General features: G+C 60.5%; 20 protein-coding genes. 2 read left to right on the forward strand and 18 right to left on the reverse strand.

Features of this window, described 5'->3' with window-relative positions; translation table 11 throughout:
* Positions 1 to 490 (reverse strand): helix-turn-helix domain-containing protein (locus HMPREF2919_RS00005; RefSeq protein WP_070665570.1); only part of this gene is annotated, 490 nt, incomplete at its 3' end.
* Between the two features lie 115 nt (positions 491 to 605).
* On the reverse strand, positions 606 to 1391 hold the full coding sequence (locus HMPREF2919_RS00010) for a hypothetical protein (RefSeq protein WP_070593066.1): 786 nt from the start codon (positions 1389 to 1391) through the stop codon (positions 606 to 608).
* A gap of 93 nt (positions 1392 to 1484) precedes the next feature.
* On the opposite strand from HMPREF2919_RS00010, the gene HMPREF2919_RS00015 reads away from it, so the two are divergent.
* Positions 1485 to 2504, forward strand: a complete 1020-nt coding sequence (locus HMPREF2919_RS00015; protein WP_070593064.1) for an HhH-GPD family protein — start codon at positions 1485 to 1487, stop codon at positions 2502 to 2504.
* A 137-nt stretch (positions 2505 to 2641) separates the two neighbouring features.
* Here the strand turns inward: HMPREF2919_RS00015 and HMPREF2919_RS00020 are convergent, their stop codons facing one another.
* The 11 genes from HMPREF2919_RS00020 to folP form a co-directional block, all read right to left on the reverse strand.
* Complete coding sequence (locus HMPREF2919_RS00020; protein ID WP_070593062.1) at positions 2642 to 5209, reverse strand: ATP-dependent Clp protease ATP-binding subunit; 2568 nt, start codon at positions 5207 to 5209, stop codon at positions 2642 to 2644.
* Positions 5210 to 6326: 1117 nt separating this feature from the next.
* Complete coding sequence (locus HMPREF2919_RS00025; RefSeq protein ID WP_012902780.1) at positions 6327 to 6680, reverse strand: histone-like nucleoid-structuring protein Lsr2; 354 nt, start codon at positions 6678 to 6680, stop codon at positions 6327 to 6329.
* Between the two features lie 694 nt (positions 6681 to 7374).
* Positions 7375 to 8958: a lysine--tRNA ligase gene (lysS, locus tag HMPREF2919_RS00030; protein WP_012902779.1), complete on the reverse strand. Its 1584-nt coding sequence runs from the start codon at positions 8956 to 8958 to the stop codon at positions 7375 to 7377.
* Positions 8959 to 9010: 52 nt separating this feature from the next.
* Entirely contained in the window at positions 9011 to 9958 is a 948-nt protein-coding gene (gene panC, locus HMPREF2919_RS00035; RefSeq protein ID WP_049340443.1) for a pantoate--beta-alanine ligase, read from the reverse strand.
* The gene (locus HMPREF2919_RS00040) at positions 9955 to 10917 is read right to left on the reverse strand and encodes a Rossmann-like and DUF2520 domain-containing protein (RefSeq protein WP_012902776.1); all 963 of its coding nucleotides are present in this window, start codon (positions 10915 to 10917) and stop codon (positions 9955 to 9957) included. Before HMPREF2919_RS00040 ends, panC begins: the two co-directional genes overlap by 4 nt.
* Positions 10918 to 11045: 128 nt before the next feature.
* Entirely contained in the window at positions 11046 to 12875 is a 1830-nt protein-coding gene (locus HMPREF2919_RS00045; protein ID WP_070665574.1) for a PH domain-containing protein, read from the reverse strand.
* A complete protein-coding gene (locus tag HMPREF2919_RS00050) occupies positions 12875 to 13708 on the reverse strand; it encodes a PH domain-containing protein (RefSeq protein ID WP_049352733.1) in 834 nt (277 codons plus the stop codon). The genes HMPREF2919_RS00045 and HMPREF2919_RS00050 overlap by 1 nt, the downstream gene beginning before the upstream one ends.
* Positions 13695 to 14213: a DUF3180 domain-containing protein gene (locus HMPREF2919_RS00055; protein WP_070665577.1), complete on the reverse strand. Its 519-nt coding sequence runs from the start codon at positions 14211 to 14213 to the stop codon at positions 13695 to 13697. The genes HMPREF2919_RS00050 and HMPREF2919_RS00055 overlap by 14 nt, the downstream gene beginning before the upstream one ends.
* A gap of 45 nt (positions 14214 to 14258) precedes the next feature.
* Complete coding sequence (gene folK, locus HMPREF2919_RS00060; RefSeq protein ID WP_049349892.1) at positions 14259 to 14879, reverse strand: 2-amino-4-hydroxy-6-hydroxymethyldihydropteridine diphosphokinase; 621 nt, start codon at positions 14877 to 14879, stop codon at positions 14259 to 14261.
* A complete protein-coding gene (gene folB / locus HMPREF2919_RS00065; protein ID WP_012902770.1) occupies positions 14879 to 15292 on the reverse strand; it encodes a dihydroneopterin aldolase in 414 nt (137 codons plus the stop codon). The genes folK and folB overlap by 1 nt, the downstream gene beginning before the upstream one ends.
* Positions 15293 to 15361: 69 nt before the next feature.
* On the reverse strand, positions 15362 to 16321 hold the full coding sequence (gene folP, locus HMPREF2919_RS00070; RefSeq protein WP_049349891.1) for a dihydropteroate synthase: 960 nt from the start codon (positions 16319 to 16321) through the stop codon (positions 15362 to 15364).
* 235 nt (positions 16322 to 16556) lie between these two features.
* On the opposite strand from folP, the gene HMPREF2919_RS00075 reads away from it, so the two are divergent.
* Positions 16557 to 16757 (forward strand): hypothetical protein, encoded by a 201-nt coding sequence (locus HMPREF2919_RS00075; protein ID WP_371325813.1) that lies wholly within the window; start codon positions 16557 to 16559, stop codon positions 16755 to 16757.
* A gap of 162 nt (positions 16758 to 16919) precedes the next feature.
* Here the strand turns inward: HMPREF2919_RS00075 and HMPREF2919_RS00080 are convergent, their stop codons facing one another.
* From HMPREF2919_RS00080 to tilS, 5 genes are all read right to left on the reverse strand, one after another.
* Complete coding sequence (locus tag HMPREF2919_RS00080) at positions 16920 to 17885, reverse strand: Abi family protein (protein ID WP_049340464.1); 966 nt, start codon at positions 17883 to 17885, stop codon at positions 16920 to 16922.
* 454 nt (positions 17886 to 18339) lie between these two features.
* Positions 18340 to 18924 carry a GTP cyclohydrolase I FolE gene (gene folE / locus HMPREF2919_RS00085; RefSeq protein ID WP_005507626.1) on the reverse strand — a complete coding sequence of 195 codons (585 nt, stop codon included), beginning with the start codon at positions 18922 to 18924 and terminating at the stop codon, positions 18340 to 18342.
* Complete coding sequence (ftsH, locus tag HMPREF2919_RS00090) at positions 18911 to 21118, reverse strand: ATP-dependent zinc metalloprotease FtsH (RefSeq protein WP_070665580.1); 2208 nt, start codon at positions 21116 to 21118, stop codon at positions 18911 to 18913. Before ftsH ends, folE begins: the two co-directional genes overlap by 14 nt.
* 296 nt (positions 21119 to 21414) lie before the next feature.
* On the reverse strand, positions 21415 to 21966 hold the full coding sequence (gene hpt / locus HMPREF2919_RS00095; protein ID WP_005504342.1) for a hypoxanthine phosphoribosyltransferase: 552 nt from the start codon (positions 21964 to 21966) through the stop codon (positions 21415 to 21417).
* Between the two features lie 197 nt (positions 21967 to 22163).
* Positions 22164 to 23297 (reverse strand): tRNA lysidine(34) synthetase TilS, encoded by a 1134-nt coding sequence (gene tilS, locus HMPREF2919_RS00100; protein ID WP_070634653.1) that lies wholly within the window; start codon positions 23295 to 23297, stop codon positions 22164 to 22166.
* Between the last annotated feature and the right edge of the window lie 24 nt (positions 23298 to 23321).

Below are 23321 nucleotides of genomic sequence, written 5' to 3' on the forward strand. Positions count from 1 at the left end.
AGCGCTTCTGCGCCTTCAGGGCAATCGATTTTTTGAGGTACGCCACCTGCGCCTCAAGCTTGCGCACACGCTCGGCAAGTTCCTCCTCACGCGTTGGCGGCACCGCCCGCACCGACCCCTTCGGCCTGCCCTTAGGTTTAGGCTTAAGCGCCTGCGCACCGCCTTCACGGTATAGCCTGCACCACTGCTTTAACGGTGTTGCGCTTGCAATACCGAAGCGCATCATCGCTTCAGGCTTACTCATCCCACCGTCAACCACAGCCGCCGCTGCGGCGACCTTGGTCTCATAGTCGTATTTGGTGTGCTTTACTCCCATGGCAAGAAGCCCGTCCTTCCCGATGACGTGGTACATTTTCTGCCACTCTCTCACAGTCGCGGCAGACATACCAAGCCTTTTGGCGGTTAAACCATAGCCTAATCCTTTCTCAAACATTTGCGCTGCCTGTTTCCGAAGCAGACGATCGTGTCTCATTCCCAGATTTATAGACATGAAAAGCCTCCTGTTTCTTGGACTTTATTTTCGTTGTCCAAGAAACGGGAGGCAGTTCATATCCAGCACGGGGGCTTTTGCGTGCCCATTCACGGGCGAAAACTATAGAAGTGAACTACTGAATCACAAAGTTCACCTGAGCCGAAGTCACACCATTCACCGTGGCAGTCGCCCAGTAAGATCCCTTCTGAGCGGTCGAAGCGGAGGAGCAACCCAGCACGTTGATCTTACGGTCCCACGCCAGGTCGGTTGCGCCCTCGGCACCTGCGGCCACCTCAGACTTCTGAACGGCGGTCGCCGCGCACAGGCTGCGGGTGTACACCTGAGCCGCACCGGAGGTGATGTTCAGGTCCACGCCGGTGTTCGCGCCCTCGCCACCCACAGCGCAGGGGGTCTTCGAGGAGTTCGTGTAGGTCACGTGGAAGGACACCTGCTCACCGGCCGCGAAGGTACGCTTCGCGGGGGTGACGGTCACCTTCAGGTCGTTCGCGGTGCACGCCGCAACAGCAGCCGCAGTGGTCACCGAGGGTGCGGGGGTAGTCGGAGTCGGCGCGGGCGTGGTCGGGGTTGCTACGGGGGTAGCGGTGGTCGCGCTTGCAGTGGGTGCCGCAGAAGCGGTCACCGAGGGGGTTGCCGAAGCAGTAGCGCTAGCCGAGGCAGTCGCGCTAGCGGACGGGGTTGCCGAAGCAGTTTCGGAGGGGCGAGCACTGAAGCTCTGGAAGGGTGCACCGGAAGCCGTCGCGGTGGAGGCTACGGTAGCCTCCTTCTTGCCGTTAATCATGCCGACCATGGAGGTCACGCCGGCAACCAGCAGCAGAATAATAGCGAGCAGAGCAATAACCGCCACGATGCGACGGCGGCGGTAGACTTCGGGAGGCAGAACGGGACCATTTTCAGACATACTCTTAAGGATACCGGGTTTAACCCTGAGAATCACAGTGAACTCTGTTCATGCAGTTTTGGGAATATATGCCCTGTGGCGTAGGCTTTTCGGATGACCACAGAAGCATCCACCCCTACTCAGCACCTCCCCGAAGGAACCAATGTTGAAGCGCTTCACCAACGCATTAACCAGTGGTTCCTCGACCAGGCACGCGATTTGCCGTGGCGTCGTGACGAATGCACCCCCTGGGGCGTAATGGTCAGCGAGTTTATGCTGCAGCAGACCCCCGTCAAGCGCGTTCTACCCGTGTGGGAGGAGTGGATGCTCCGCTGGCCCACCCCCGCCGACCTTGCCGCCGAGCCCGCCTCGGAGGCGGTGCGCGCCTGGGGCCGCCTGGGTTACCCGCGCCGCGCGCAGCGTCTGCACGGTGCCGCTGTGGCGATTGTGGAGCAGCACGGCGGAGAGGTTCCCGCCGACTACGAGGCGCTACTGGCTCTGCCGGGCGTGGGCTCCTACACGGCGGCGGCGATTAGCGTGTTCGCATTCGGTCTACGCGCGACGGTGATTGATACGAATATCCGCCGCGTGCACGCGCGCGCGGTATCCGGTAAGGCGCTACCCTCGCGTTCGTTGACGGCGGCTGAGACTCGCCTGGCGGAGGCGCTCATGCCCGCCGATACCCCCACCTCCTGCCTGTGGAATGCGGCGACCATGGAGCTCGGTGCGCTGGTCTGCACGGCAAAGTCCCCGACCTGCGAACTGTGCCCGGTGGAGGATCTGTGCGCCTGGGTTGCGGCGGGCAAGCCGGAGGCGGACTACACCCCCAAGGGTCAGAGCTGGCACGGCACGGACCGCCAGGTGCGCGGGGCGGTCATGGCGGTGTTGCGTGCGGCGCATGAGCCGGTGGAACGCGAGCTGATTTTGAGCGCGGGTGTAGCTGCGGCTAGCGATACGGCTTCCCCTGACTTTGCGTTCCCGGCTGATGCACCCGCCGCGGTGCACCGCCCACTCAAGGCGCTGTATGCGCTCTCCCCCGCCGCCGAGCAGCTGCAGCGCTGCTACGCAGGGCTTCTGGCGGACTCTCTGGCACGCGAAGTCGCCCAGGGTGGTGCAGTGCTCGTCTCGCTCTAGTACCTGCCGCAGAAAGGCTCCTGGCGGCTCCTGGGGCTTATAATAGAAACGCCTGAGGGGCGGTACCGGATAATTTCGGTACCGCCCCTCAGGCGTTTAGTGCGCTAAGCCTAGTTACCTAGGACTTATTCCAGAGCTTAGTCATTGCCCTGACCTTCAGCAGCAGGTGCCTCAGCTGCGGGAGCCTCTGCGGCATCCTCGTTCAGCTCCTGCACCGAGTCCAGAGCCAGCTCCTTCATCGGCTGAGAAGAGAAGACGAACTTCGCGGAGTCGCCCTCGCCCTCAACGTCCACGGTGATCTTCTCACCGGGCTTGATGTCGCCGAAGAGGATCTTCTCAGACAGGGCGTCCTCAATGTTGCGCTGCATCTCACGGCGCAGCGGACGAGCACCCATGGACGGGTCGTAACCCTTAGCCGCCATGAGGACCTTCGCAGCGTTGGTCAGCTCAATGGACATATCCTGCTCCGCCAGGCGCTTAGCCAGGCGACCCACGAACAGGTCCACAATCTGCAGAATCTCAGACTCGGAGAGCTGCGGGAAGACGATAATGTCATCCACGCGGTTGAGGAACTCGGGGCGGAAGTGCTCCTTGAGGTTCTCCATCACGCGTGCCTGCATGCGCTCGTAGTCGGCTGCGGTGTCGTCCATCGCCTGGAAACCGACCGGGATGCGGCGGTTCACGTCACGCGAGCCCAGGTTGGTGGTCATGATGATGACGGTGTTCTTGAAGTCCACCACGCGACCCTGCGAGTCGGTCAGGCGACCGTCTTCCAGGATCTGCAGCAGCGAGTTGAACAGGTCGGCGTGAGCCTTCTCCACCTCGTCGAACAGGACCACGGAGAAGGGCTTGCGGCGGACCTTCTCGGTCAGCTGGCCGCCCTCATCGTAGCCAACGTAGCCGGGAGGCGCACCGAACAGACGGGAGACGGTGTGCTTCTCCTGGTACTCGGACATATCCAGGGTGATGAGCGAATCCTCATCGCCGAACAGGAACTCGGCAAGTGCCTTGGCAAGCTCGGTCTTACCCACACCGGTCGGGCCGGCGAAGATGAACGAACCACCGGGGCGGCGCGGGTCCTTCAGACCTGCGCGGGTACGGCGGATAGCGCGGGACAGTGCCGCAATAGCGTGCTCCTGGCCGATAACGCGCTTGTGGAGCTCCTGCTCCATGGTCAGCAGGCGGCTGGACTCTTCCTCGGTGATCTTGTAGACCGGAACACCGGTGGAAGCGGCCAGAACCTCAGAAATAACCTCGGGGGTCACGGTGCCGAATGCGTCGCCGCCTTCGCGCCATGCCTTCTCGGCTTCTTCCTTCTCAGCCAGGACCTTCTGCTCCTGATCACGCAGGCCTGCGGCCTTCTCGTAATCCTGGGAGTTGATGGCGTCTTCCTTCTGCTGGCGCAACTTGGCTGCCTTCTCGTCGAGCAGCTTGATTTCCGGGGGTGCGGTCATGCGCTTGATGCGCAGACGTGCGCCCGCCTCGTCAATCAGGTCGACAGCCTTATCCGGCAGGAAGCGGTCAGAGATGTAGCGTGCCGCAAGGTTCACGGCAGTCTCAATGGCCTCGTCGGTAATGGTGACGCGGTGGTGCGCCTCGTACTTATCGCGCACACCCTTGAGGATTTGCACGGCAAGCTCCTGAGAGGGCTCCTCAACCTGAATCGGCTGGAAGCGGCGCTCCAGAGCGGCGTCCTTCTCAATGTGCTTGCGGTATTCGTCCAGGGTGGTTGCACCGATGGTCTGCAGTTCGCCTCGAGCCAGCATGGGCTTGAGGATGGAGGCAGCGTCAATCGCGCCCTCTGCGGCACCTGCACCAACGAGGGTGTGAATCTCGTCAATGAACAGGATGATGTCGCCGCGGGAGCGGATTTCCTTCAGGACCTTCTTCAGGCGCTCTTCGAAGTCACCGCGGTAGCGCGAACCTGCGACCAGGGAGCCGAGGTCCAGGGTGTACAGGTGCTTGTCCTTGAGGGTTTCGGGAACGTCACCGTGCACGATAGCCTGTGCCAGGCCCTCCACGACGGCGGTCTTACCGACGCCGGGCTCACCAATCAGCACGGGGTTGTTCTTAGTACGGCGGGAGAGGACCTGCATGACGCGTTCCATCTCCTTGTGGCGGCCGATGACCGGGTCCAGCTCGCCCTCACGCGCTGCTGCGGTGAGGTTGCGGCCGAACTGATCCAGGATGGTCGAACCCGCGGGAGTGCCTTCGCGAGAGTTACCTGCACCCACGCCGGCGGTTTCCTTATCGCCAGAGTTGTTACCGGGGTAGCCGGAAATCAGGTCCATAACAGCCTGGCGCACGGCAGCGGGCTCAGCGCCCAGCTTGACCAGCACCTGGTTTGCCACGCCCTCGTTTGCACGAACCATGCCCAGCAGGATGTGTTCGGTGCCGATGTAGCCGTGGTTCAGCTGAATAGCCTCGCGCATGGACAGTTCGAGAACCTTCTTCGCACGCGGGGTGAAGGGGATATGGCCGTTAGGCGCCTGGGGGCCGGGGCCGACGATGTCCTGAACCTGCTCACGTACTGCGTTCAGGGTAACGCCCAATGATTCCAGGGCGCGGGCACCGATGCCTTCGCCCTCGTGAATCAGACCGAGCAGAAGGTGTTCGGTACCGATATAGTTGTGGTTGAGCATGCGTGCCTCTTCCTGGGCAAGCACCACAACACGCCGAGCTCGATCGGTAAAGCGTTCAAACATTTACGCACTCCTTGCATTTTCCTATTGATACAAGAGTACGTTGAGCGCGGCTGAAAGGGCGGGCTGATGGGCGTCTGTTCGCCATCAAGAGAACAGATGAGCTGTTCGGGGCGTTTTAGGCGCGGTTTCGGGGCTTCTGGCGGGGTGCAGGGGTAGTTTTGAGGGGTCTAGCTCACGCAGGTGAGCCTACCTGAAGGTGGATGGGTGCCGCCAGGTCGGTGCTAGCTGTTTTTGTCGGTGCTGACTGCTTCTCCCGAGGCCAGCTGTTTTTGCCGGGGCTAGCTACTTTTGCCGGTCCTAGCTGCTTTTCCCGGGGTTGGCTGCTTTTCCCGGGGTTTCCTGTGCAGAGTGTGCGCATATTGCCGTCGGATGTACCGCGGACAGGTGCTACAAGTGGGTTCCGAGGGTCTACGGTGCCGATACGAGGGTTTGCGGGAGGGGCGAACACACAAGAACCCACATAGACCAACACCTAAACCGCTTGTTTCCTGCACGTGCATGAATATATTGCAGAAATTTTTAAAAATTTATATGTTTAAGTGAGAAATTTCAATAATTCGCAAAAAATATTTGCCGGATAACGCGGCGCTTATTTTCCGGATAATTCCCGCATCATTTCGGCGCCCCATCAAGAGATAATCCGTAAGTTCTGAAAGCCCCACCGAAGATGCAGGGCTCCCAATTATTCGAAAATTTCAGTCAGTACATTCCAGCCCCTTCGATGGAATACCCAACGCAACGATCGCATGAATATCACAGTGCATATCCCCCGCTTTGAAGAGATTAATGCACCATTACCTTTAGTGTTCCTGCCGATGCATGAAATCTAAATGGGGAGCCTGAACTCGACACCATATTGCGCATCCGATTCTCGGATCTTCCTCCTAATAATTCAGAAGCGGGCATCAGCAAAGGATCAATATATTTTACATGTAAATAGTTAATTGGGGTGGGTGATATAAAAACACCCCACCACCCCCAGCAGATATGCAACTCATATCAAGAAATACCGGGGCAAAACTAAAGGCGGACAGTGAGAACACCATCCGCCTTTAGCGCCCGGAGGATTAGAACCCTAAAGCACTAAACCCTCCGACAACGTGAATACTGAGAGCCTTTAGCCCTGAGCCTTCATTGCTTCGTAGTATGCGTCCTGAACATCCTGGTGGATGCGGCCACGGTCAGAAACCTTGTGACCGTTAGCCTTAGCCCATTCGCGGATTGCTGCGGTCTCGGGGTTGCGCTTAACCGGAGCAGCGGTGCCACGGGGAGCACGGGTGCGCTGGGTAGCGGTGCCCTGCACGCGGCGGGACTTCGCTACGAAGGGGCGGATAGCGTCACGCAGGCGAGCTGCGTTTGCGGAGGACAGATCGATTTCGTAGTGAGCGCCGTCCAGGCCAAAACGGATAGTTTCGTCTGCGGGGCCGCCGTCGAGATCGTCTTCAAGGATGATGCGAACCTTCTGTGCCATTGAGGCACCTCCTCATCTGTTGCATATATCCTGTGGAGTAAACTCAAAAGCCTCTATCGGGATTGAGAAAATAATGTGCCGGATATATTTATGTACTAATTTTCTTTCATATAGTAACAGAACTGTATTAAAAATTCCGAAAATATTCTGAGCATTGAAACAATGCACCAATCACCCGCAGCGATATATCGCTTCTGTGCATCCCCGCTAAATCTGCACTCGCTACAAGAACATTAAAGTGAAGTTTAGAGTGCAAATACTTTGGATTCTTCCAGGCAGCAGACACAGCCCCCCAGAGACAAAGACACCTAATAATGTACCCCGGCGTCCCCGACAATCTGAGTGAAATATAGCGCCCGCACGAGCCTGCACATTAGACCATTCGCACCATACATTTCAGCTCTATTCAAAAGCGAAATTCTGCTATCTCCCAACCCCTCATTATTTTCTATGTAACGCGTTCATGCATAAGAGCAGAAACCCCCACCAGAACGAATAGAGCAGCATAAATCAGCACCAGAATAGAACAAAAAAGCACCGAAAAAAGCCCCTGACTTGTGCAAATAAACAGAAAATCCCACCTCGGGAGCTATACACCGTGCAAAAGAGTGCACGCAAAAACGGCGGGTGCCGCAGATACACACCGTATCCGCGGCACCCGCCGCATTATCGCCTCTCAAGGCGAAGCTAAAGCTTAGGCTTCCGGCTTCATCAAGGGGAAGAGAATAGTCTCACGAATACCGGGCTGACGCACCACAGTACCCGGACGCTCCGGATCCTGATCGCCCGCCAGCAGCATAATCAGACGGTCAATACCCAGACCCAGGCCACCCATCGGGGGTGCACCGTGCTCCAGGGCGCGCAGGAAGTCCTCATCCAGCTCCATCGCCTCGTCATCACCGGCAGCAGCCAGCAGCGACTGAGCGGTCAGGCGCTCACGCTGAATAACCGGGTCAATCAGCTCGGAGAACGCAGTACCGCGCTCCATACCGCCAATAATCAGGTCCCACGCCTCAATCAGCGGCTCACCGGAACGGTGCGGACGCGCCAGCGGCTGAGCGCTCGGCGGGTAATCGTACACGAAAGTCGGGTTCACCAGGGTCGGCTCAACAATCTCACCGAAGAGCTCGGTCACCAGCTTCTCAGCGTCCCACTTCGGGTCGATGTCCACCTCATGCTTCTCAGCGATCTCACGCAGAACCGAAGCGTCAGTCTCGGGGGTGATCTCAACGCCCACAGCCTCAGACAGGCCCGGGTACACGCCAACCCACTTCCACTCACCGAACAGGTCAATGGTGCCGTTCTCAGTCTCAATACGCTCGGTACCGACAGCCTTCGCGCAGCTTTGGATAATCTCCTTCATGCGCTCAGCCATCACAAACTGGTCAGCATACGTCTCGTAGCACTCCAGGGTGGTGAACTCGGGGCTGTGGGTCGAGTCCACACCCTCGTTACGGAACACGCGACCAATCTCGTACACGCGGTCAATGCCACCAACCACTGCACGCTTGAGCGGCAGCTCGGTCGCAATACGCATGGTCATCGGCTGGTCAAAAGCGTTCAGGTGGGTGCGGAACGGGCGAGCCGTCGCGCCACCGTGCACCAGCTGCAGAACGGGGGTCTCAACCTCAATGTAGCCGTGATCTTCCAGCACGCGGCGGACGGTGCGGGTAATCAGGGCTCGCTTCTTCACCAGCTCGCGAGCCTCATCGCGAACCATCAGGTCCAGGTAACGCTGGCGAACGCGGGTTTCCTCGTTCAGGTCCTTGTGCAGAACCGGCATGGGGCGCAGCGCCTTCGACGCCATCTTCCAGTCAGTCACCATAATGGACAGCTCACCGCGGCGAGAAACAATCACGCGGCCGGTCACGAACACGTGGTCACCCAGGTCAACCAGGGACTTCCACTCAGCCAGGGACTCCTCGCCAACCTCAGCCAGCGACAGCATCGCCTGGATGCGCTTACCCTCGGTACCACCCTGCAGGGTCGCAAAGCACAGCTTACCGGTGTTACGGACGAACACCACGCGGCCACCAACATGCACCACACGGTCAGTCTCGTCGCCAGCCTTCAGCTCCTCAGCAGCCAGCTTCGGATCGTACTCGGCGCGCAGATCCTCAATGTGGTTGGGCTCCACGCGGTTACCCTCAGAATCCAGCAGACCCACCGGGTATGCCTCGCGACCCGACTCGATCAGCTTCGCACGCTTTTCCAGGCGAATCTGCATCTGCTCGGACATATCAGCAATCGCCGGTGCGGCAGTGTGCTCAGTGCTCACAGTGATACCTATCTGTGTAGTGTGTTGGGGACTCTTCTAAACGAACGAACGCTTAGCGCAGGTCCATGTTGTCAATCAGGCGGGTCGGGCCAACGAACGCAGCAACCAGTGCCAGCACTCGCTCCGACTCCTCAGTCGGCTCACCGAAAGTCATCGGGTCGACCAGTTCCAGGTAGTCAAGGCGCACACCCGGAGTGGAGTTGATACGCTCACGCGCACCGTCCAAATCAATCTCGTGGAAGCCACGGTTCAGCGAATTCTCACGCAGCATCGCCAGGGTGCGGGACAGCACCAGGGCAGACTCGCGCTCCTCATCCGACAGGTAGCTATTACGCGAAGACAGCGCCAGGCCGTTATCTTCGCGAACAATCGCCACAGGGCGCATGGTCACGTCGTGGTTGAAATCGCGCACCATACGCTGAATCAGGATGTACTGCTGAGCGTCCTTCTGACCGAAGTACGCATTCACCGGGTGGTTACCGGCTGCGGGGCGAATAATGTTGAAGAACTTATTGACCACGGCCAGCACGCCATCAAAGTGGCCCGGACGGGTCGCACCCTCAAACTTGGTGCCCAGCTCGCCGCTCGAAATGCGGATGAGCGGGTCACCGTCGGGGTACATCTCTTCAACCTCGGGGGCAAAAATAATGTCAACACCGGCGGCACCAGCCAGGGCAGCGTCTGCCTCCAGGGTGCGCGGGTATGCTTCGTAATCCTCGCCGGGGCCAAACTGCAGCGGGTTCACGAAAATGGAGGCGACCACTACATCGTTCTGTTCAGCGGCGCGACGCAACAGGGTTGCGTGGCCGTCGTGCAGGGCGCCCATGGTGGGCACGTAGCCCAGGGATGCGTTCTTGTACTGAACTGCGGTGCCGTTCTGCTCCGCCTCCTGGCGGGCTGCCCGGTCCAGTTCTTCCTGCGCTGCGGCAAGGGATTCGGTGATTGCCGTGCGGAAATCCGCAATGGTGGTCACGACTCGGGGCATCGAAGTCTCAGTCATGACGAGAACTCCTTGTTTTCGGGGGCTGAATCATCAATATCGCCGGGGTGGTTGCGGTCCGAAGACTCACCCAGCAGATTCTCAATTCGTCCCAGTTGTTCATCGTTTAACAAACCTCTATTATGCGCTCTTTTTGCGGTTGCGTGTGCCAGAGCGGCATAAGAGTCTGTAATATCACCTGTTTTCTCATGCTCTGAGTACTCATTCAGAGCCTGAAGGTGAGCCTTCACGGTGCCGGCGTCTCCGCGTGCCACGGGCCCGGTGAGAGCACCCTCACCGCTGGCGAGCGCATTGTCCACGGCGGCTCGCACGAGCGGCCCCATGTAGCGTGCCGGGTCCTCAATACCGATGGAGGCGAGCATCTGCTGGGACTGACCCAGGATGGTCACGAGGTGGTTCGCGGCGTGCGCTAGAGCGGCGTGGTAGAGCGCTCGGTCGGCCTCGGCAACGTGCACGGGTTCACCGCCCATCTCCACCACGAGTGCCTGAGCAATCGGGATGAACGGTGCAGGCCCGGTCACGGCGAAGCAGGTGCCGTTCAGGCGCTGCAGGTCCACGGACATGCCGGTAAACGTCATGGCGGGGTGAATCGCCAAACCGATAGCGCCCAGCGCGGTCGCCGGTGCCAGAACCTCAGTGCCGTGACGGCCGGAGGTGTGCACCAGAATCTGACCGGCGGTAATACTTCCCGAGGACGCCAGGTAGGTGACGAGGCCCGGCAGCTCATCATCGGGAACCGCAAGAATCAGCAATTCGCTACGCTCAGCAATCTGCTCCACCGGCAGCAGCGGCACATCGGGAAGCAGCATCGCGGCGCGCTCCTGAGAAGCCTCAGACACCGCGTGAACGCCCACAATAGTGTGCTCACAGGCGCGCAAAGCCGCACCGAGGACGGATCCGACCCTCCCGGCGGAAATAATTCCAATGCCTAAACGCGCAGGTTTTGAATGCTGTATCACGGCTTTAAGTATATTCTCCCTTTTACGCAGCCCCTGCCGTCGGTGTCACGAAGAACACTGACGGCAGGGCGCGATCTGCAGTTTTGCTGCCCGCTAACCCGGCGGGGAAGCTCAACTGACGGACTGGCTTAGGGACGCCCACTCATCACCGGTACGCGGTAGTAAGGCTCAATACCCTCCAGCCGAACCGTCATCAACCACACCAGGTCCTCGCAGACACGCGGCGGCAAGTGCATCATGAGCGTGCGCACCGGGCCGGGCACCGTACCGAAATGCACACTCGCGCATCCGAAGGCACGCTGCAGCGGACCCTGACCTCGGCTCACGCTCAGCACACGGCTGACCGGAACAATCGACAGCGTGCGGATAAAGTAGCCGCCACGAATCAGCAGCAGGTCGCCCCGCGTATGCTCACCAACGATCGCCCGCGCGGCATCAGAATCAATGCGGGTGGTCGCCCGCGCCGAACCGGCAGTGTAACCGACCGTGGTCACGCCGTTACGCTTCCAGGTGAGCGGGTCCATCCAACGCGCCGAAGAGGGCGTCACAATCATTGCCGGAACCTGCGGCTGCTGACGCTTCAGCGAACCGTCGGCGGTATCCAGCAGCACCTGCGCCTGCAACTCATCCAGGGCGGGCAGAAGCAGACGCAACACCATCAGTGCCTCCTGCCTATTACCAACCGGCAGGGCAATATTGCGGGTCACCAGCTTCTGGTTATCGTTCTGCTCAACACCAATACCGGCAATGGTCATCTTGATGCGGTACCAGCCGAACGCACGCCACAGGATGGACTGCTCCACGGCGAGTGCCTGAATACGCTCAACCATCACGTTCTGGGTGTGCGTGCCGGTGAAACCGTAGCGCAGGGTCACGCCACCCTGACCGCTGGGGGTGATTTTGAAGTTCGCGGCACCGTCAAAACGCGCCCACAACGTACCCAAGTAACCGAGCAGCGGTACGAAGGTGCCGGGTAGCAACGCCATGAAAATCAGGAACGGGCTCTCGCCACCCATGATCGCGGCGAAGACGGCAATGCCAACCATGAGGGCCACGGCGGGCACCAGCCACACCAGGTGCTCCAGCATGATGGAGGCAATCAGACGCACATTCGAGATGCGGAAAATCGGCGGCTGCGAGGGGTCAGCCGCGACCGGCATCGGCATGCGAGCGCCGCGGCGGGATGCGCCGGGCTGCTGGATGCCCTGCTCGGGTGCGGGCTGCGAGTAGCCGCCCTGCTGAGGTGCCATCTGCTGATTAGTGGGCTGGGTGCCGCTCTGTATGGGCGCACCATAGGACGCCTCGTAAGATGCCTCGAACGGCTGATGCAGCTGATCCGCGTCCGGCATGCGCTCCGCCGAAATCTGCATGCTCTCGGGCAGCACGTCGACCGGGCGGCCCGCCGCCTCCGAACGCAACAGGTTGATGCTCGCCATCGCGGTACGGCGCAGAACCTCCGCCTTGCGGGCGGAAACGTACTTGATGTGCAGCGCCTCCGAAGAGCCGTCAGCCACCTCAAAACGAAGCTCCGACACACCCAGCAGGCGCGCCACCAGAGGACGCGAAATGTCCACGCTCTGCACGCTCTCCAGGCGAATCGTGCGGTTCTTCTTGAACAGAAAACCGCTACGGCGGTGAATCGCCAAATCGTCCAGGCTGTAGCGGGTAAACCACCAGTCAATCGAGCCAGCAACCAGAATCAGCACGAGCACGGCGAAGCCTATAAGCTGCGAGTACGTTGCGCTGAAGTAGCTGCTGTTCTCATCAAATGCCTGCGTCAGGCGCGCGCCCCACTCGTTCGGCGGGGTGGTCAAAATATTCAGGATAATGCTCTGGAAGAAACCAAACGCCAACAGAATAATGAACCAGAGGTTCATGATGAACGTGCGAATATCGGCACGCCACCACTTCTGCTCCTGAGAGTTCGGGGCGTTATTATTCGGAACCGGGGTACTCATTAGAGTGCCGCCATTCGCTCATCGGCGCGGCGCACCAGATCCGCACGCAGCTCCTCCGCCACGTTCAGCGGAATACCGAACAGCACCATCGTGCCGGTGGTCGTACCCGCCGTGCGCACCGTCAGGCGGGCAACACCGCACATGCGCTCCAGCGGACCAGAATCCACATCAACATACTGGATGCGCCCGTACGGCATAGAGCTCATCGAACGGAACACGATACCGCGGCGAGCCATCAGATGATTCGACTCCAGCGCGTAGCCGAGCGCGCGAGTACGGCGCGGAGTGGTCAGAATCCACCACAGACCCCACAGACCAAACACCGCGACCACCACCAGGCCGACGATGCGTAGCACCTCCGGGCCGCCAAAGAACGCACCCGCACAATACAAAGCCGCACCCGCAAGAATCGGGAACACCAAAGCAGAAATAGTGTGAACAAAACGAACCGTCAGGTAGCCGGAGGCGGCGGGCACCCACTGCGGCTCCGGCACGGGCTGCGAGGTAACCGGCTGGGGGCTTACCGGCTGCGCAGGCTGAGAAGGTGCCTGCTGAGGCGCGTTCGGGTACGCGGCAGCCGGCGGAACCTGCTGACCGTACTGTGCTTGCTGTCCATACTGCGCCTGCTGGTCATGCTGGGTTTGCTGTCCATGCTGGGCACCAGGCTGACCGTAAGCCGCCTGCTGGTACTGCCCATACTGGTTCTGCCCGTACTGACCCTGCTGACCGGGCTGACCGGGCTGACTCTGCCCATACTGACCGTATTGGCCGTTCTGAGCGTCCTGCCCGTACCGACCATTTGGCGAATAACTATTCTGGTTAGGAGCCGACATAGGTTCCTCCCTCTCGCGGCTTTACAGCACCGGAAGAGGAGGCCGCATCCTCATCATCCTCCGGCGGAATACGACAACAATGCTGAGCCCATAGCCCAGCAATCAGCAGGGCAACACTGCCCACACAATTAACAAGGACCTCCCAAAAGACCACCGAAAAACCGCGCGCAGACACCATCGCCACATGGTAACCAAGAATCGCAGCGCACCAGCCCGTCAAGAGGGCACCGGTCATGATGGAACCCTGCGCATACGCCACCGCACGCGCCGCAAGAATCGGGCCCATATGCGGCACCTTCTCACGCGTCTGAATACGACGATAACGAGCCACCTGCACACCCAGCCACACGGCACCCGCCGCAACCAGCAGGCACACCGCGCCGAGCATCCACGAAAAATTCATCTCACCAAAACCGGCGCCAATCATCACGGAATTCACCATAAGAGCGGCAGCGGCACCGCACACAGCCGCCACAATAATCGCCCGATAACTCAGGGGCTTCATGGTGTTTCCTTTCGGTAGGTTCCTCTACCTTCCAGAGTGCCACATTTAAGGCTGATCAGGTACCTGCATCTCACGCATATAGCTGATAGCGTCTTCATCCGCCCCAAGCAGCGTGCGGGACAGCTCCGCAACGTTCACGACCTCGCGGCTCAGCGGCGCAGGAACCTCATCCGGCCGCTCCCCCGAAGGCTCCGCACGCCGGGTCACCGTCAAGTGTGCCTGCGGGTCCATCTGCGCCCACGGCACCAGCACGAAAGCACGCTCCTGCGCCCGCGGATGCGGCAAAGTCAGCACCGGATCCTCAGAGATCACGCCGTCATAGTCAATCACGTCAATATCGAGGGTGCGCGGGCCCCAACGCACCAGGCGCTCACGGTGATGCGCCGCCTCCACCGCATTACACAGCTTCAGCAGCTCGTAGGCGCCCAGGTCAGTGGCCACCTCAATGACCGCGTTCACGAAATCCGGCTGACCCACCGGGCCACCCACCGGGGCGGTACGGTACAGCCCGGAGGCGCGCACCAGCTGCACGCCGCCCGCCACCAGGTCGGCGACGGCACGCTCCAGGGTGTCTTCGCTTTCGCCCAGATTCGAGCCCAACGCCAGCACCGCGCGGTGTTTCAGGGTGTTGGGCTTCTGCGTATCGGTTGTCTGGGTGCCAGCCACTAGCGGCCGCCCTCCACGACACGCTCCGCGGCACGCTCACGGAACACGCTCACCGCAACGTTACCGAACGGCAACTCAATCGGCGCCTGCGGCTTCGATACGGTAATCTCCGCCGCCTCCACAAGCTCAAACATCGCAAGGATACCCTCGGCAATGTTCACCGCAAGGGTCTCAATCAGGTCCAGCGAACCGTTCGTCACGTGGCGGTGAATCAGGTCAACCACGAGCGCGTAGTTCGTGGTCTTCGTCAGGTCATCCGTGGCGGCTGCGGCGGAAAAATCACTGTACAGGGTCGCGTCCACGACGAAGGGCTGGCCGTCGCGCTTCTCAAAGTCGAGCACGCCGTGGTAGCCCTTGGCCGTAATGCCGGTGAGGGTGATGCGGTCGCGGTGGGCGTAATCTGCCTGGGTCATTGGGGGGGGTCTCCTAGAGGGTATTCGGGTAGTCGGAGGTTGTGGGTAGTGGTTCTAGCTGGCAGAGCCTTAGCTTACGGAGCGCAGCGCGGAGGCGACCGTCACCGCATCCACGCTGGCGGGCACGTCGTGCACGCGCACCGCCCACACGCCGCGCGCCGCCACCAGGGCGGTCACCGCCGCGGAGGCTGCCGCACGGTGCTCAGCCGGGCGCGGCTCCGACAGCGACTGCCACAGTTCGCGTTCCGCCTCGCCCGCATCGGTTGCGGTGAAGCCGCTCGCGTTCAGGCGCTCAGCCAGCGCCATATCCGCCGCCGTGAGGGCGTTCGCGATAAAACGCTTGCGGGAACCAGCAATGAGCAGGCGGTGGCCCAAGCCCTGTAGCTCGTCAAGGGCGGCGAGCAGCTCCCAGTCCTGCATGCCGCCCTTCGCAAAGCCCAGACCCAGGTCAAGAATCAGGTTCTGCGGCAGCACACCGGCGGCAAGGAAACGCTCACGCAGATCGGTCAGCTCCTCCACAACCTCGGTGACCACGCCGCGCGGGTACTCCGCCAGGCTGTCCATGGTCTGGGAGGTGCCGCGGGCGTGCATGAGGATGTACGGCACCTGCAGTTCAGCGGCGGTTTCAATCATTTCATTGCTCACGTTCAGACCGGACACATCGTTGATGATGTGCGCACCGGCGGCAATGGCGGCGCGAGCGGTCTGCGGGTTCATGGTGTCAACGCTGATGGTGGTGCCCATCTGCGCGACTGCCTCGATGACGGGCAGGATGCGGCGCTGCTCCTCCTCCACGCTGATGCGCACGGCACCGGGGCGGGTGGACTCACCGCCAATGTCGATAATGGAGGCGCCCTCGGCAATCATGCGGGCGGCGCGGGCGATGGCGTCGGTGGCGGCGTAGTGCTGGCCGCCGTCGCTGAAGGAGTCGGGGGTGACGTTGAGGATGCCCATCACGAGGGTGCGTTCGGCGGCGAGCGCGTCGCAGGGCAGAGGGGCTACACGGGTGGTGTGTGTGGATTCAGTCATAAATTTATCGTACCGAATCTGTGGTGCTCCCATGTTTGCCGCTGTGATTGGAAGGGGGATTGAGGCGGGGGTTGGGACAGCGACGGGACGATTTTGGGGACACAACATGCAATATTTGCATTACAGATACTTATTTAAGGGTATGCTGGGAGGGCACGCATACCGTGCCTGGCGCGTTCCCGGTCGGTGGCGCGCACCCACACATACATACTCTAGGAAGTGACTCGTTGTGAATATGAAGACTGGAGCTTGGATCCTTTCCCTGGTGGCTCTTGCCGCGCTGGTGACTATTGTGCTTGCTGAAGGTGCTCCCGCCGTGCGCTGGATTGCTTTCGGCACCGCGACCGGTTGCGGTTTCATTGCCGTGGGCTTGATTGCGACTCTTGCCCTGGGCTGGGATAATCCGAGCGAGGCGAAGGGTAGCCTGCAGCGTTAGCGGCGGGGCTCTTCTAGCTTCTGCGGTGCGGCACTACCGGCGCTGCCACAGCCGCGGAAGGTACCGGCTCAGAATACATTCTCAGAGCACTTTGGCTATGCGAAAAAGGGGCGGAGGTTTTCACCTCCGCCCCTTTCAGCGTGTCTATAAGCAGTGAAGATTTTAGCTCCACAAACGGGTTTCTTCCCAACCTCGCGGTATACCCATAGCACGCGAGATATCAACTCCAGGAACGGAAATATTAGGACGTTCCTTCAGAATCTGCGTTAGAGATTCCGTATCCCCGATTCCACCCTGGTCCATCAGATATTTGAGGAGGGTGAGCATGCCGAAGGTTTTACACATCTTATGGTTCTCTTCAGCCTGTGGCACACCAAATAGGTCAACAACCTCACGGATTTCAGGGCTCTCAACTCTTCCACCTCTCAACACACGCGGTAAGCGAGGCTCTGGGTGCAGCTTATTGTAGAACCTACTTTGATGCGCACAAATATTGCGCATTACCCGCAGCGAGTTAATCCAGGTTTCCAGTTGGGGGTCAGTACACCCCAGGGCTTTCGCGATATCTCGCCGAATATTTGGCGGGGAGACCAAATACAGATTCTGCAGAGCCCCTAAATCTAGAACTTCCACCACTACCCACACAGGCAACTTCCCGCCGTATTGCTCACGGTGATGCTTCACGAATTCTTCCTCAGAAGTACGAATAAGTTGTTCGCTTTTTCTCGTGAATCTATTCCAAGCAGTGCGCCTTTTACTACCTTGAAGATCACACCGGGCTTCATCCTCGTATATGAGAGGGTCTACTTCCCCCAGTAAATTCCCTAGGCGGGACCGCAAATACACCTCAAACTGCGAGAAGTACGAAAACGCAATAGACCGAAGATTACGGTCATATTCATACAGGGCCACGATATCTTCAAAGACAGTTCCGGGCATGAAAGTATCCGAGCGCCGCCCACTTCCTGCCGGTCGCCGGAACGAATAGTAGTAACCACTCAGACGGTAGTAACTAACACGCTCAAGGACGTGAACGGCATGTTCCTGAGAACCTACGAGCATACCTCGCTGCCGCAAGATTCCAACCTGCTGTTCATATGTTTTAAATGGCTTTACGATTGAAGACATGCACTATCCATCGCTTGATATCATTTCATCATCGGAACTCTTTAATAATATCAATATAAGGATATTAAGGGTATAACTACACGGCATGTAAGTCATCTCTGTCTTACTAAGGTCATCGTTTAAAAACGATGACCGGCTCCAGACCCCTGATGGGCGGAACCGGCCACGGTTATTTTCGCTCCTGATGAGGAGAGGAACAGTCATATATTCATCAACAACGGTACGTGAAGAGCACTGTACGTAGCGTTAACAAAAAGAAGACCGGTCCTGTACTCCCGAAGGAGTGGTGCCGGTACTAGTGGTACTACTCTACAGCTGATGACGCCCTCTACGCAAGGGCACTCGTCATGCGGCCCAACACATGCGACCGCACAGCGCAGGGGTATAGCGCAAGGGGGCAGGATTCCTTAGAATCCTGCCCCCTGGCGTATAGCTATATGCTCATTGCATGCGCTTAGCGCTGCGAGAAGATCAGGCTCATCGCCTCCGCACGGGTTGCGCCGTTCATCAGCGCACCGCGCACCGCGCTGGTCACGGTCTTCGCGCCCGGCTTACGCACACCGCGCATCGACATGCACATGTGCTCAGCCTCAATCACCACAATCGCGCCGCGCGGGTTCAGATGCTCCTCCAGAGCCTCCACCACCTGCGTAGTCAGACGCTCCTGCACCTGCGGGCGGCGAGCGTACAAATCCACCACGCGGGCGAGCTTGCTCAGACCGGTCACCTTACCGTCCGGGCCCGGAATGTAACCCACATGCGCCACACCGTGGAACGGCACCAGGTGGTGCTCACAGGTCGAGTAGAACGGGATGTCCTTCACCAGCACCATCTCAGAGTGGGCAATGTCGAAGGTCGTACCCAGAATCTCGCCGGCATCCTGGTGCAGACCCGAGAAGAATTCCGCGTAGGCACGCGCCACACGTGCAGGGGTCTGCTGCAGACCGTCACGGTCCGGGTCCTCACCAATCGCGAGCAGAATCTCGCGGACGGCAGCCTCAATACGCGGCTGGTCAACAGCGTTCTTAGCCTCGCTCATTCTCTGCTCCATTCTGATTCGGGGTGCCGCTCTCCGGGCGATGTGCCGGAGGGGCGGGGTAGTTCGGGTACTGCTGGGTGGGCATTGCGACGGTCGGGTCGGCGTCCGGGTCGCTGAGGGGCACCTGAGGCGGCAACGGCTGCGTAGGTGCTACCGGGGCCTGCTGCGCGGGTGCAGCCGGTGCTACCGGAACAGTCGGCGCCTCGGCAGGTGCTTCCTCAGACTTTTCGGCTTCCTTCGCCAGCTCGCTCGGTGCCTTCACCGGCGGGATGTCGGTACGCTCGCGGGTCGGCTTGGAGTACCAGTACTCACGCTCGGGGCGCTTGCGAATATCCTTGAAGATTTCGGCAATCTCGTTCTCGAGCAGGGTTTCCTTCTCGAGCAGGGCGAACGCCAGGCGGTCCAGAATATCGCGGTTTTCCAGCAGAATCTGGAATGCCTCGTCGTGCGCCTGCTCCAGCAGGGCACGAATCTCAGCGTCGACCTTCGCCGCGGTTGCGTCGGAGTAGTTGCGTGCCGAAGCGCCGCCACCACCGAGGAACGGTTCGGTGTCTTCGCCGCCGAGCTTCACGGAACCGATCACGGCGCTCATGCCGTAGTCGGTGACCATCTTGCGGGCGGTGTCGGTTGCCTTCTGAATATCGTTAGAGGCACCGGTCGAGGGATCGTGGAAGACGATTTCCTCAGCCGCACGGCCACCCATCGCGTACGCCATCTGGTCGAGCAGTTCGTGGCGGGTCGTGGAGTACTTGTCGTCCTGCGGCATGACCATGGTGTAACCCAGGGCGCGGCCGCGCGGAAGAATCGTAATCTTGGTGACCGGCGCGGAGTTACGCAGTGCCGCCGCGACCAGGGCGTGACCGCCCTCGTGGTATGCGGTGACCTTACGCTCGTGCTCGTTCATGATGCGCGAGGAACGCTGCGGACCAGCCATGACGCGGTCAATCGCCTCGTCGATAGCGCGGTCGTCAATCACGTTGCCGTTATCGCGGGCGGTCAGCAGAGCCGCCTCATTCATGACGTTCGCCAGGTCAGCACCGGTGAAGCCGGGGGTGCGCTTAGCAACCTGAGCCAGGTCAACGGTGTTAGCGATTGGCTTGCCTGCGGCGTGAACGCGCAGGATGTGTTCGCGGCCCTGCATGTCGGGGGCGTCCACACCAATCTGACGGTCAAAACGGCCGGGACGCAGCAGCGCCGGGTCCAGAACGTCGGGTCGGTTCGTTGCCGCAATGACGATGACGTTCGAGTTGCCGTCGAAGCCGTCCATCTCAACCAGCAGCTGGTTCAGGGTCTGCTCACGCTCGTCATTACCGCCGCCCATGCCGACGCCGCGGCGGCGGCCAACAGCGTCAATCTCGTCGACGAAGACGATGGCGGCGGGGTCGCTCTTCGCTTCCTTGAACAGGTCGCGCACGCGGGACGCACCCACACCCACGAACATTTCAACGAAGTCAGAGCCAGAAATCGAGTAGAACGGCACGCCAGCCTCGCCCGCCACAGCCTTGGCGAGCAGGGTTTTACCGGTGCCGGGAGGGCCGTACAGTAGCACGCCCTTGGGGATCTTTGCACCCAGGCGGGTGAACTTTTCGGGTTCAGCCAGGAACTCGCGGACTTCTTCCAGTTCGGCGAGCGCCTCGTCCACGCCGGCAACGTCGCTGAAGCGCACATCCGGCTTGTCCTTGGTGAACTTCTTCGCGCGGGACTTGGAGAAGCTCATGACGGAGGAGCCGCCTCCGACTCGTCCCATCAGGAACCAGAAGAGCGCACCAAAGATCAGAATCGGCAGGAGCAGGGACACCAGGGAGCCCAGGAAGCTGTGCTCAACCGGCTGGTCCGTGTAGCTTTCCAGCTCGGCGGATTCCATTGCCTTAGCAACTTCGTCGCCGCGGGGCTGCACGTAGTAGAAGCGCACCGACTTACCGTAGTTGTCGTTGCCCTTCTTGTAGTCGTCCTTAAGCTGCAGCTCGACGCGCTGGTCGCCGTCGTAGATCTTTGCGCTCTTGACCTGGTGGTCGTTGAGCAGCTGAAGACCCACGTTGGTGTCCACCTGACGCGAGGGCTGAGTGAAGAAGGAGGCCATGAGGAAAGCCAGCATGATTACGAGAGCTGCACCCGGCCAGAACCAGGGGCCGTTAATCAGCTTCTTCAGGAAGCCCTCCGAGCCTTTCTGCGGAGTATTGGGGGTTTGCGCCAATGCTTTGTCCTTACGTTGCGGCTGTAACCCATCGGGGGTTGCGGCATGCCAGCCGGAACACCCAACGATGCAACCTTAAATGTACCCTACCCCGGCGGGCGGCTAGGTACCGGGCTTCTCTATTTCACCTGCGGGCTAAAGGGTTGTAGCACTCGGCGGGGGTGAAAGTGCATCTTCCGCGGCGGGTACATCCGCCTCCACGTACATCCACCGGCGGGTACAGCAACGCCCCGCTCCCCCACAAGCGTGAGGAGGCGGGGCGTAACCACCTACAGCAGGGTTGCTGAGGTGAAGGCTTAGGAGTAAACGTGCGGGTGCAGGGTTGCGACGCAGTCCAGGTTGCGGTACTTCTCAGCGAAGTCCAGGCCGTAACCAACGACGAACTCGGGCTCGATGTCCCAGCCGACGTACTTGACCTCAACGTCAGCCTTGACGACCTTGGGCTTGCGCAGCAGGGTGCAAATCTCAACGGAAGCTGCGCCGCGAGAAATCAGGTTCTGCTGCAGCCATGCCAGGGTCAGGCCGGAGTCAATGATGTCTTCAACGATCAGGACGTTGCGGCCCACCAGGTCGGTGTCCAGGTCCTTGAGGATACGCACAACGCCGGAGGACTTGGTGCCGGAACCGTAAGAAGAAACAGCCATCCAATCCATGGTGTAGTGGCCCTTGAGAGCGCGGGAAAGGTCAGCCATGATCATGATGGCGCCCTTGAGAACACCCACCAACAGCACGTCCTTACCGGCGTAGTCTTCGTCGATGCGCGCCGCCAGTTCGGCGACCTTCGCGTTAATCTCTTCCTTGCTGAAGAGAACGTTCTTGATATCGTCCTGCACGTCGATAGCCTGCACGATGTATTCCTTCGTATTCTTTTAGACGCTCTGCGCCTCCGCCGGGGGCCCCGGGTGCGGGGGTTTCATGCCTTCCCACAGCGGACAATGTGGATGGTGTTCGCCTTAAGTATGGCTTAAAACGGCGCCGCGGCGCACCTCACCACGCAGATAGTGTGTGCTGAGGATGCTCCGCGGGCATCTAGCTGGGCACCTAGTTAGGGTCGAGTTGGCACTAATACGAGCACGTCCAGGCGTTCACCGGTTGCCGGATGCACAATTTTGCGGCGGCGGTACGCGCTCACGTGACCGGGCATCTGAACGGGCCCAGCTACCGCGTATTCGGCGGTGAAAGAGTCCAGCGCCTGCAGTCGCTCGAAGCCGGGGTTCTCTCCCCCGGCGGTCTTGCAGGCGGTCGCAAGCACACGCAATCGAAGCGCCGGGTGTAGCGCCGCCACCTGCGCACGGTCCAGTAGCACGGCGTCCTCACGTTCGATGCCACGCACGGTGGTTCCGGCGGGTAGGAGCGCCTGCTCGTAGACTACCTGTGCCTGCTCGTCGAGGTATTCGGCATCGGGGCCGGCCACCGCGGCGGTGCGCGCCAGGGAGCGGGCGACGTCCCCGCCGAGGTGCTCCTCCAGGTAGGGCAGCACACTGTGGCGGATACGGGCACGCATGAGGGTTTCGTCGGTGTTGGTCGGGTCGATCCAGGGGGTGAGGGTTTCGGCATCGCAGATGTCGAGCATGTCGGTGCGGCGCAGACCGAGGAAGGGACGCAGGTAGGTGACGCCCCTTTCGACGCGTACGGGCGGCATACCGGCAAGGGAGCGTGTGCCGGAGCCGCGGCTTAGGCCGAGTAGCACGGTTTCTGCCTGGTCGTCGAGGGTGTGGCCGAGTAGTACGGCGCGGGCGCCGGTGGCTTCGACGGCTTTCGTGAAGGCGGTGTAGCGGGCGGTGCGCGCCGCCATTTCGGGGCCCATGTTCCCGACGGGAACCTGCACTTTTTCGGTGATGACGGGGTGAAGCCCCAGGTCGGTGAGGGTCTGCGCGGTCTGCGCGGCGACTGCGGCGGAGTCTTCTTGCAGGCCGTGGTCGACGATGATGGCGCCTACGCGCACGTCGCCGCGGCGGGCGAAGTGCGCGGCAATTGCCGCCAGGGCGAGGGAGTCGGGGCCGCCGCTGCAGGCGACCAGGAGCAGGGGTAGATCGGCGGCGTCCGCAGTGGAGGCGGTGCGGGAGCGTCCGGTGGCTTTGATACTTCCGGCGCCGAGGAGCTTTTCGAGGGCGGCGGCGAGGTGGCGGCGGGCAGTGCCGACGGCGGGGTGCAGGCGTCCTGCGCGTCCATTCTGCATGGTGGTTCCTTTATATAGGTGTGC

This window comes from Rothia sp. HMSC068E02 (assembly GCF_001813565.1).
Taxonomy (GTDB): domain Bacteria; phylum Actinomycetota; class Actinomycetes; order Actinomycetales; family Micrococcaceae; genus Rothia.

Coding starts and splice junctions, on each gene's coding strand:
- HMPREF2919_RS00010 (WP_070593066.1), bottom strand. CDS start 1,391: ATGTCTGAAAATGGTCCCGTTCTGCCTCCCGAAGTCTACCGCCGCCGT.
- HMPREF2919_RS00015 (WP_070593064.1), top strand. CDS start 1,485: ATGACCACAGAAGCATCCACCCCTACTCAGCACCTCCCCGAAGGAACC.
- HMPREF2919_RS00020 (WP_070593062.1), bottom strand. CDS start 5,209: ATGTTTGAACGCTTTACCGATCGAGCTCGGCGTGTTGTGGTGCTTGCC.
- HMPREF2919_RS00025 (WP_012902780.1), bottom strand. CDS start 6,680: ATGGCACAGAAGGTTCGCATCATCCTTGAAGACGATCTCGACGGCGGC.
- panC (WP_049340443.1), bottom strand. CDS start 9,958: ATGACTGAGACTTCGATGCCCCGAGTCGTGACCACCATTGCGGATTTC.
- HMPREF2919_RS00045 (WP_070665574.1), bottom strand. CDS start 12,875: ATGAGTACCCCGGTTCCGAATAATAACGCCCCGAACTCTCAGGAGCAG.
- HMPREF2919_RS00050 (WP_049352733.1), bottom strand. CDS start 13,708: ATGTCGGCTCCTAACCAGAATAGTTATTCGCCAAATGGTCGGTACGGG.
- HMPREF2919_RS00055 (WP_070665577.1), bottom strand. CDS start 14,213: ATGAAGCCCCTGAGTTATCGGGCGATTATTGTGGCGGCTGTGTGCGGT.
- folB (WP_012902770.1), bottom strand. CDS start 15,292: ATGACCCAGGCAGATTACGCCCACCGCGACCGCATCACCCTCACCGGC.
- folP (WP_049349891.1), bottom strand. CDS start 16,321: ATGACTGAATCCACACACACCACCCGTGTAGCCCCTCTGCCCTGCGAC.
- HMPREF2919_RS00075 (WP_371325813.1), top strand. CDS start 16,557: ATGAAGACTGGAGCTTGGATCCTTTCCCTGGTGGCTCTTGCCGCGCTG.
- HMPREF2919_RS00080 (WP_049340464.1), bottom strand. CDS start 17,885: ATGTCTTCAATCGTAAAGCCATTTAAAACATATGAACAGCAGGTTGGA.
- folE (WP_005507626.1), bottom strand. CDS start 18,924: ATGAGCGAGGCTAAGAACGCTGTTGACCAGCCGCGTATTGAGGCTGCC.
- tilS (WP_070634653.1), bottom strand. CDS start 23,297: ATGCAGAATGGACGCGCAGGACGCCTGCACCCCGCCGTCGGCACTGCC.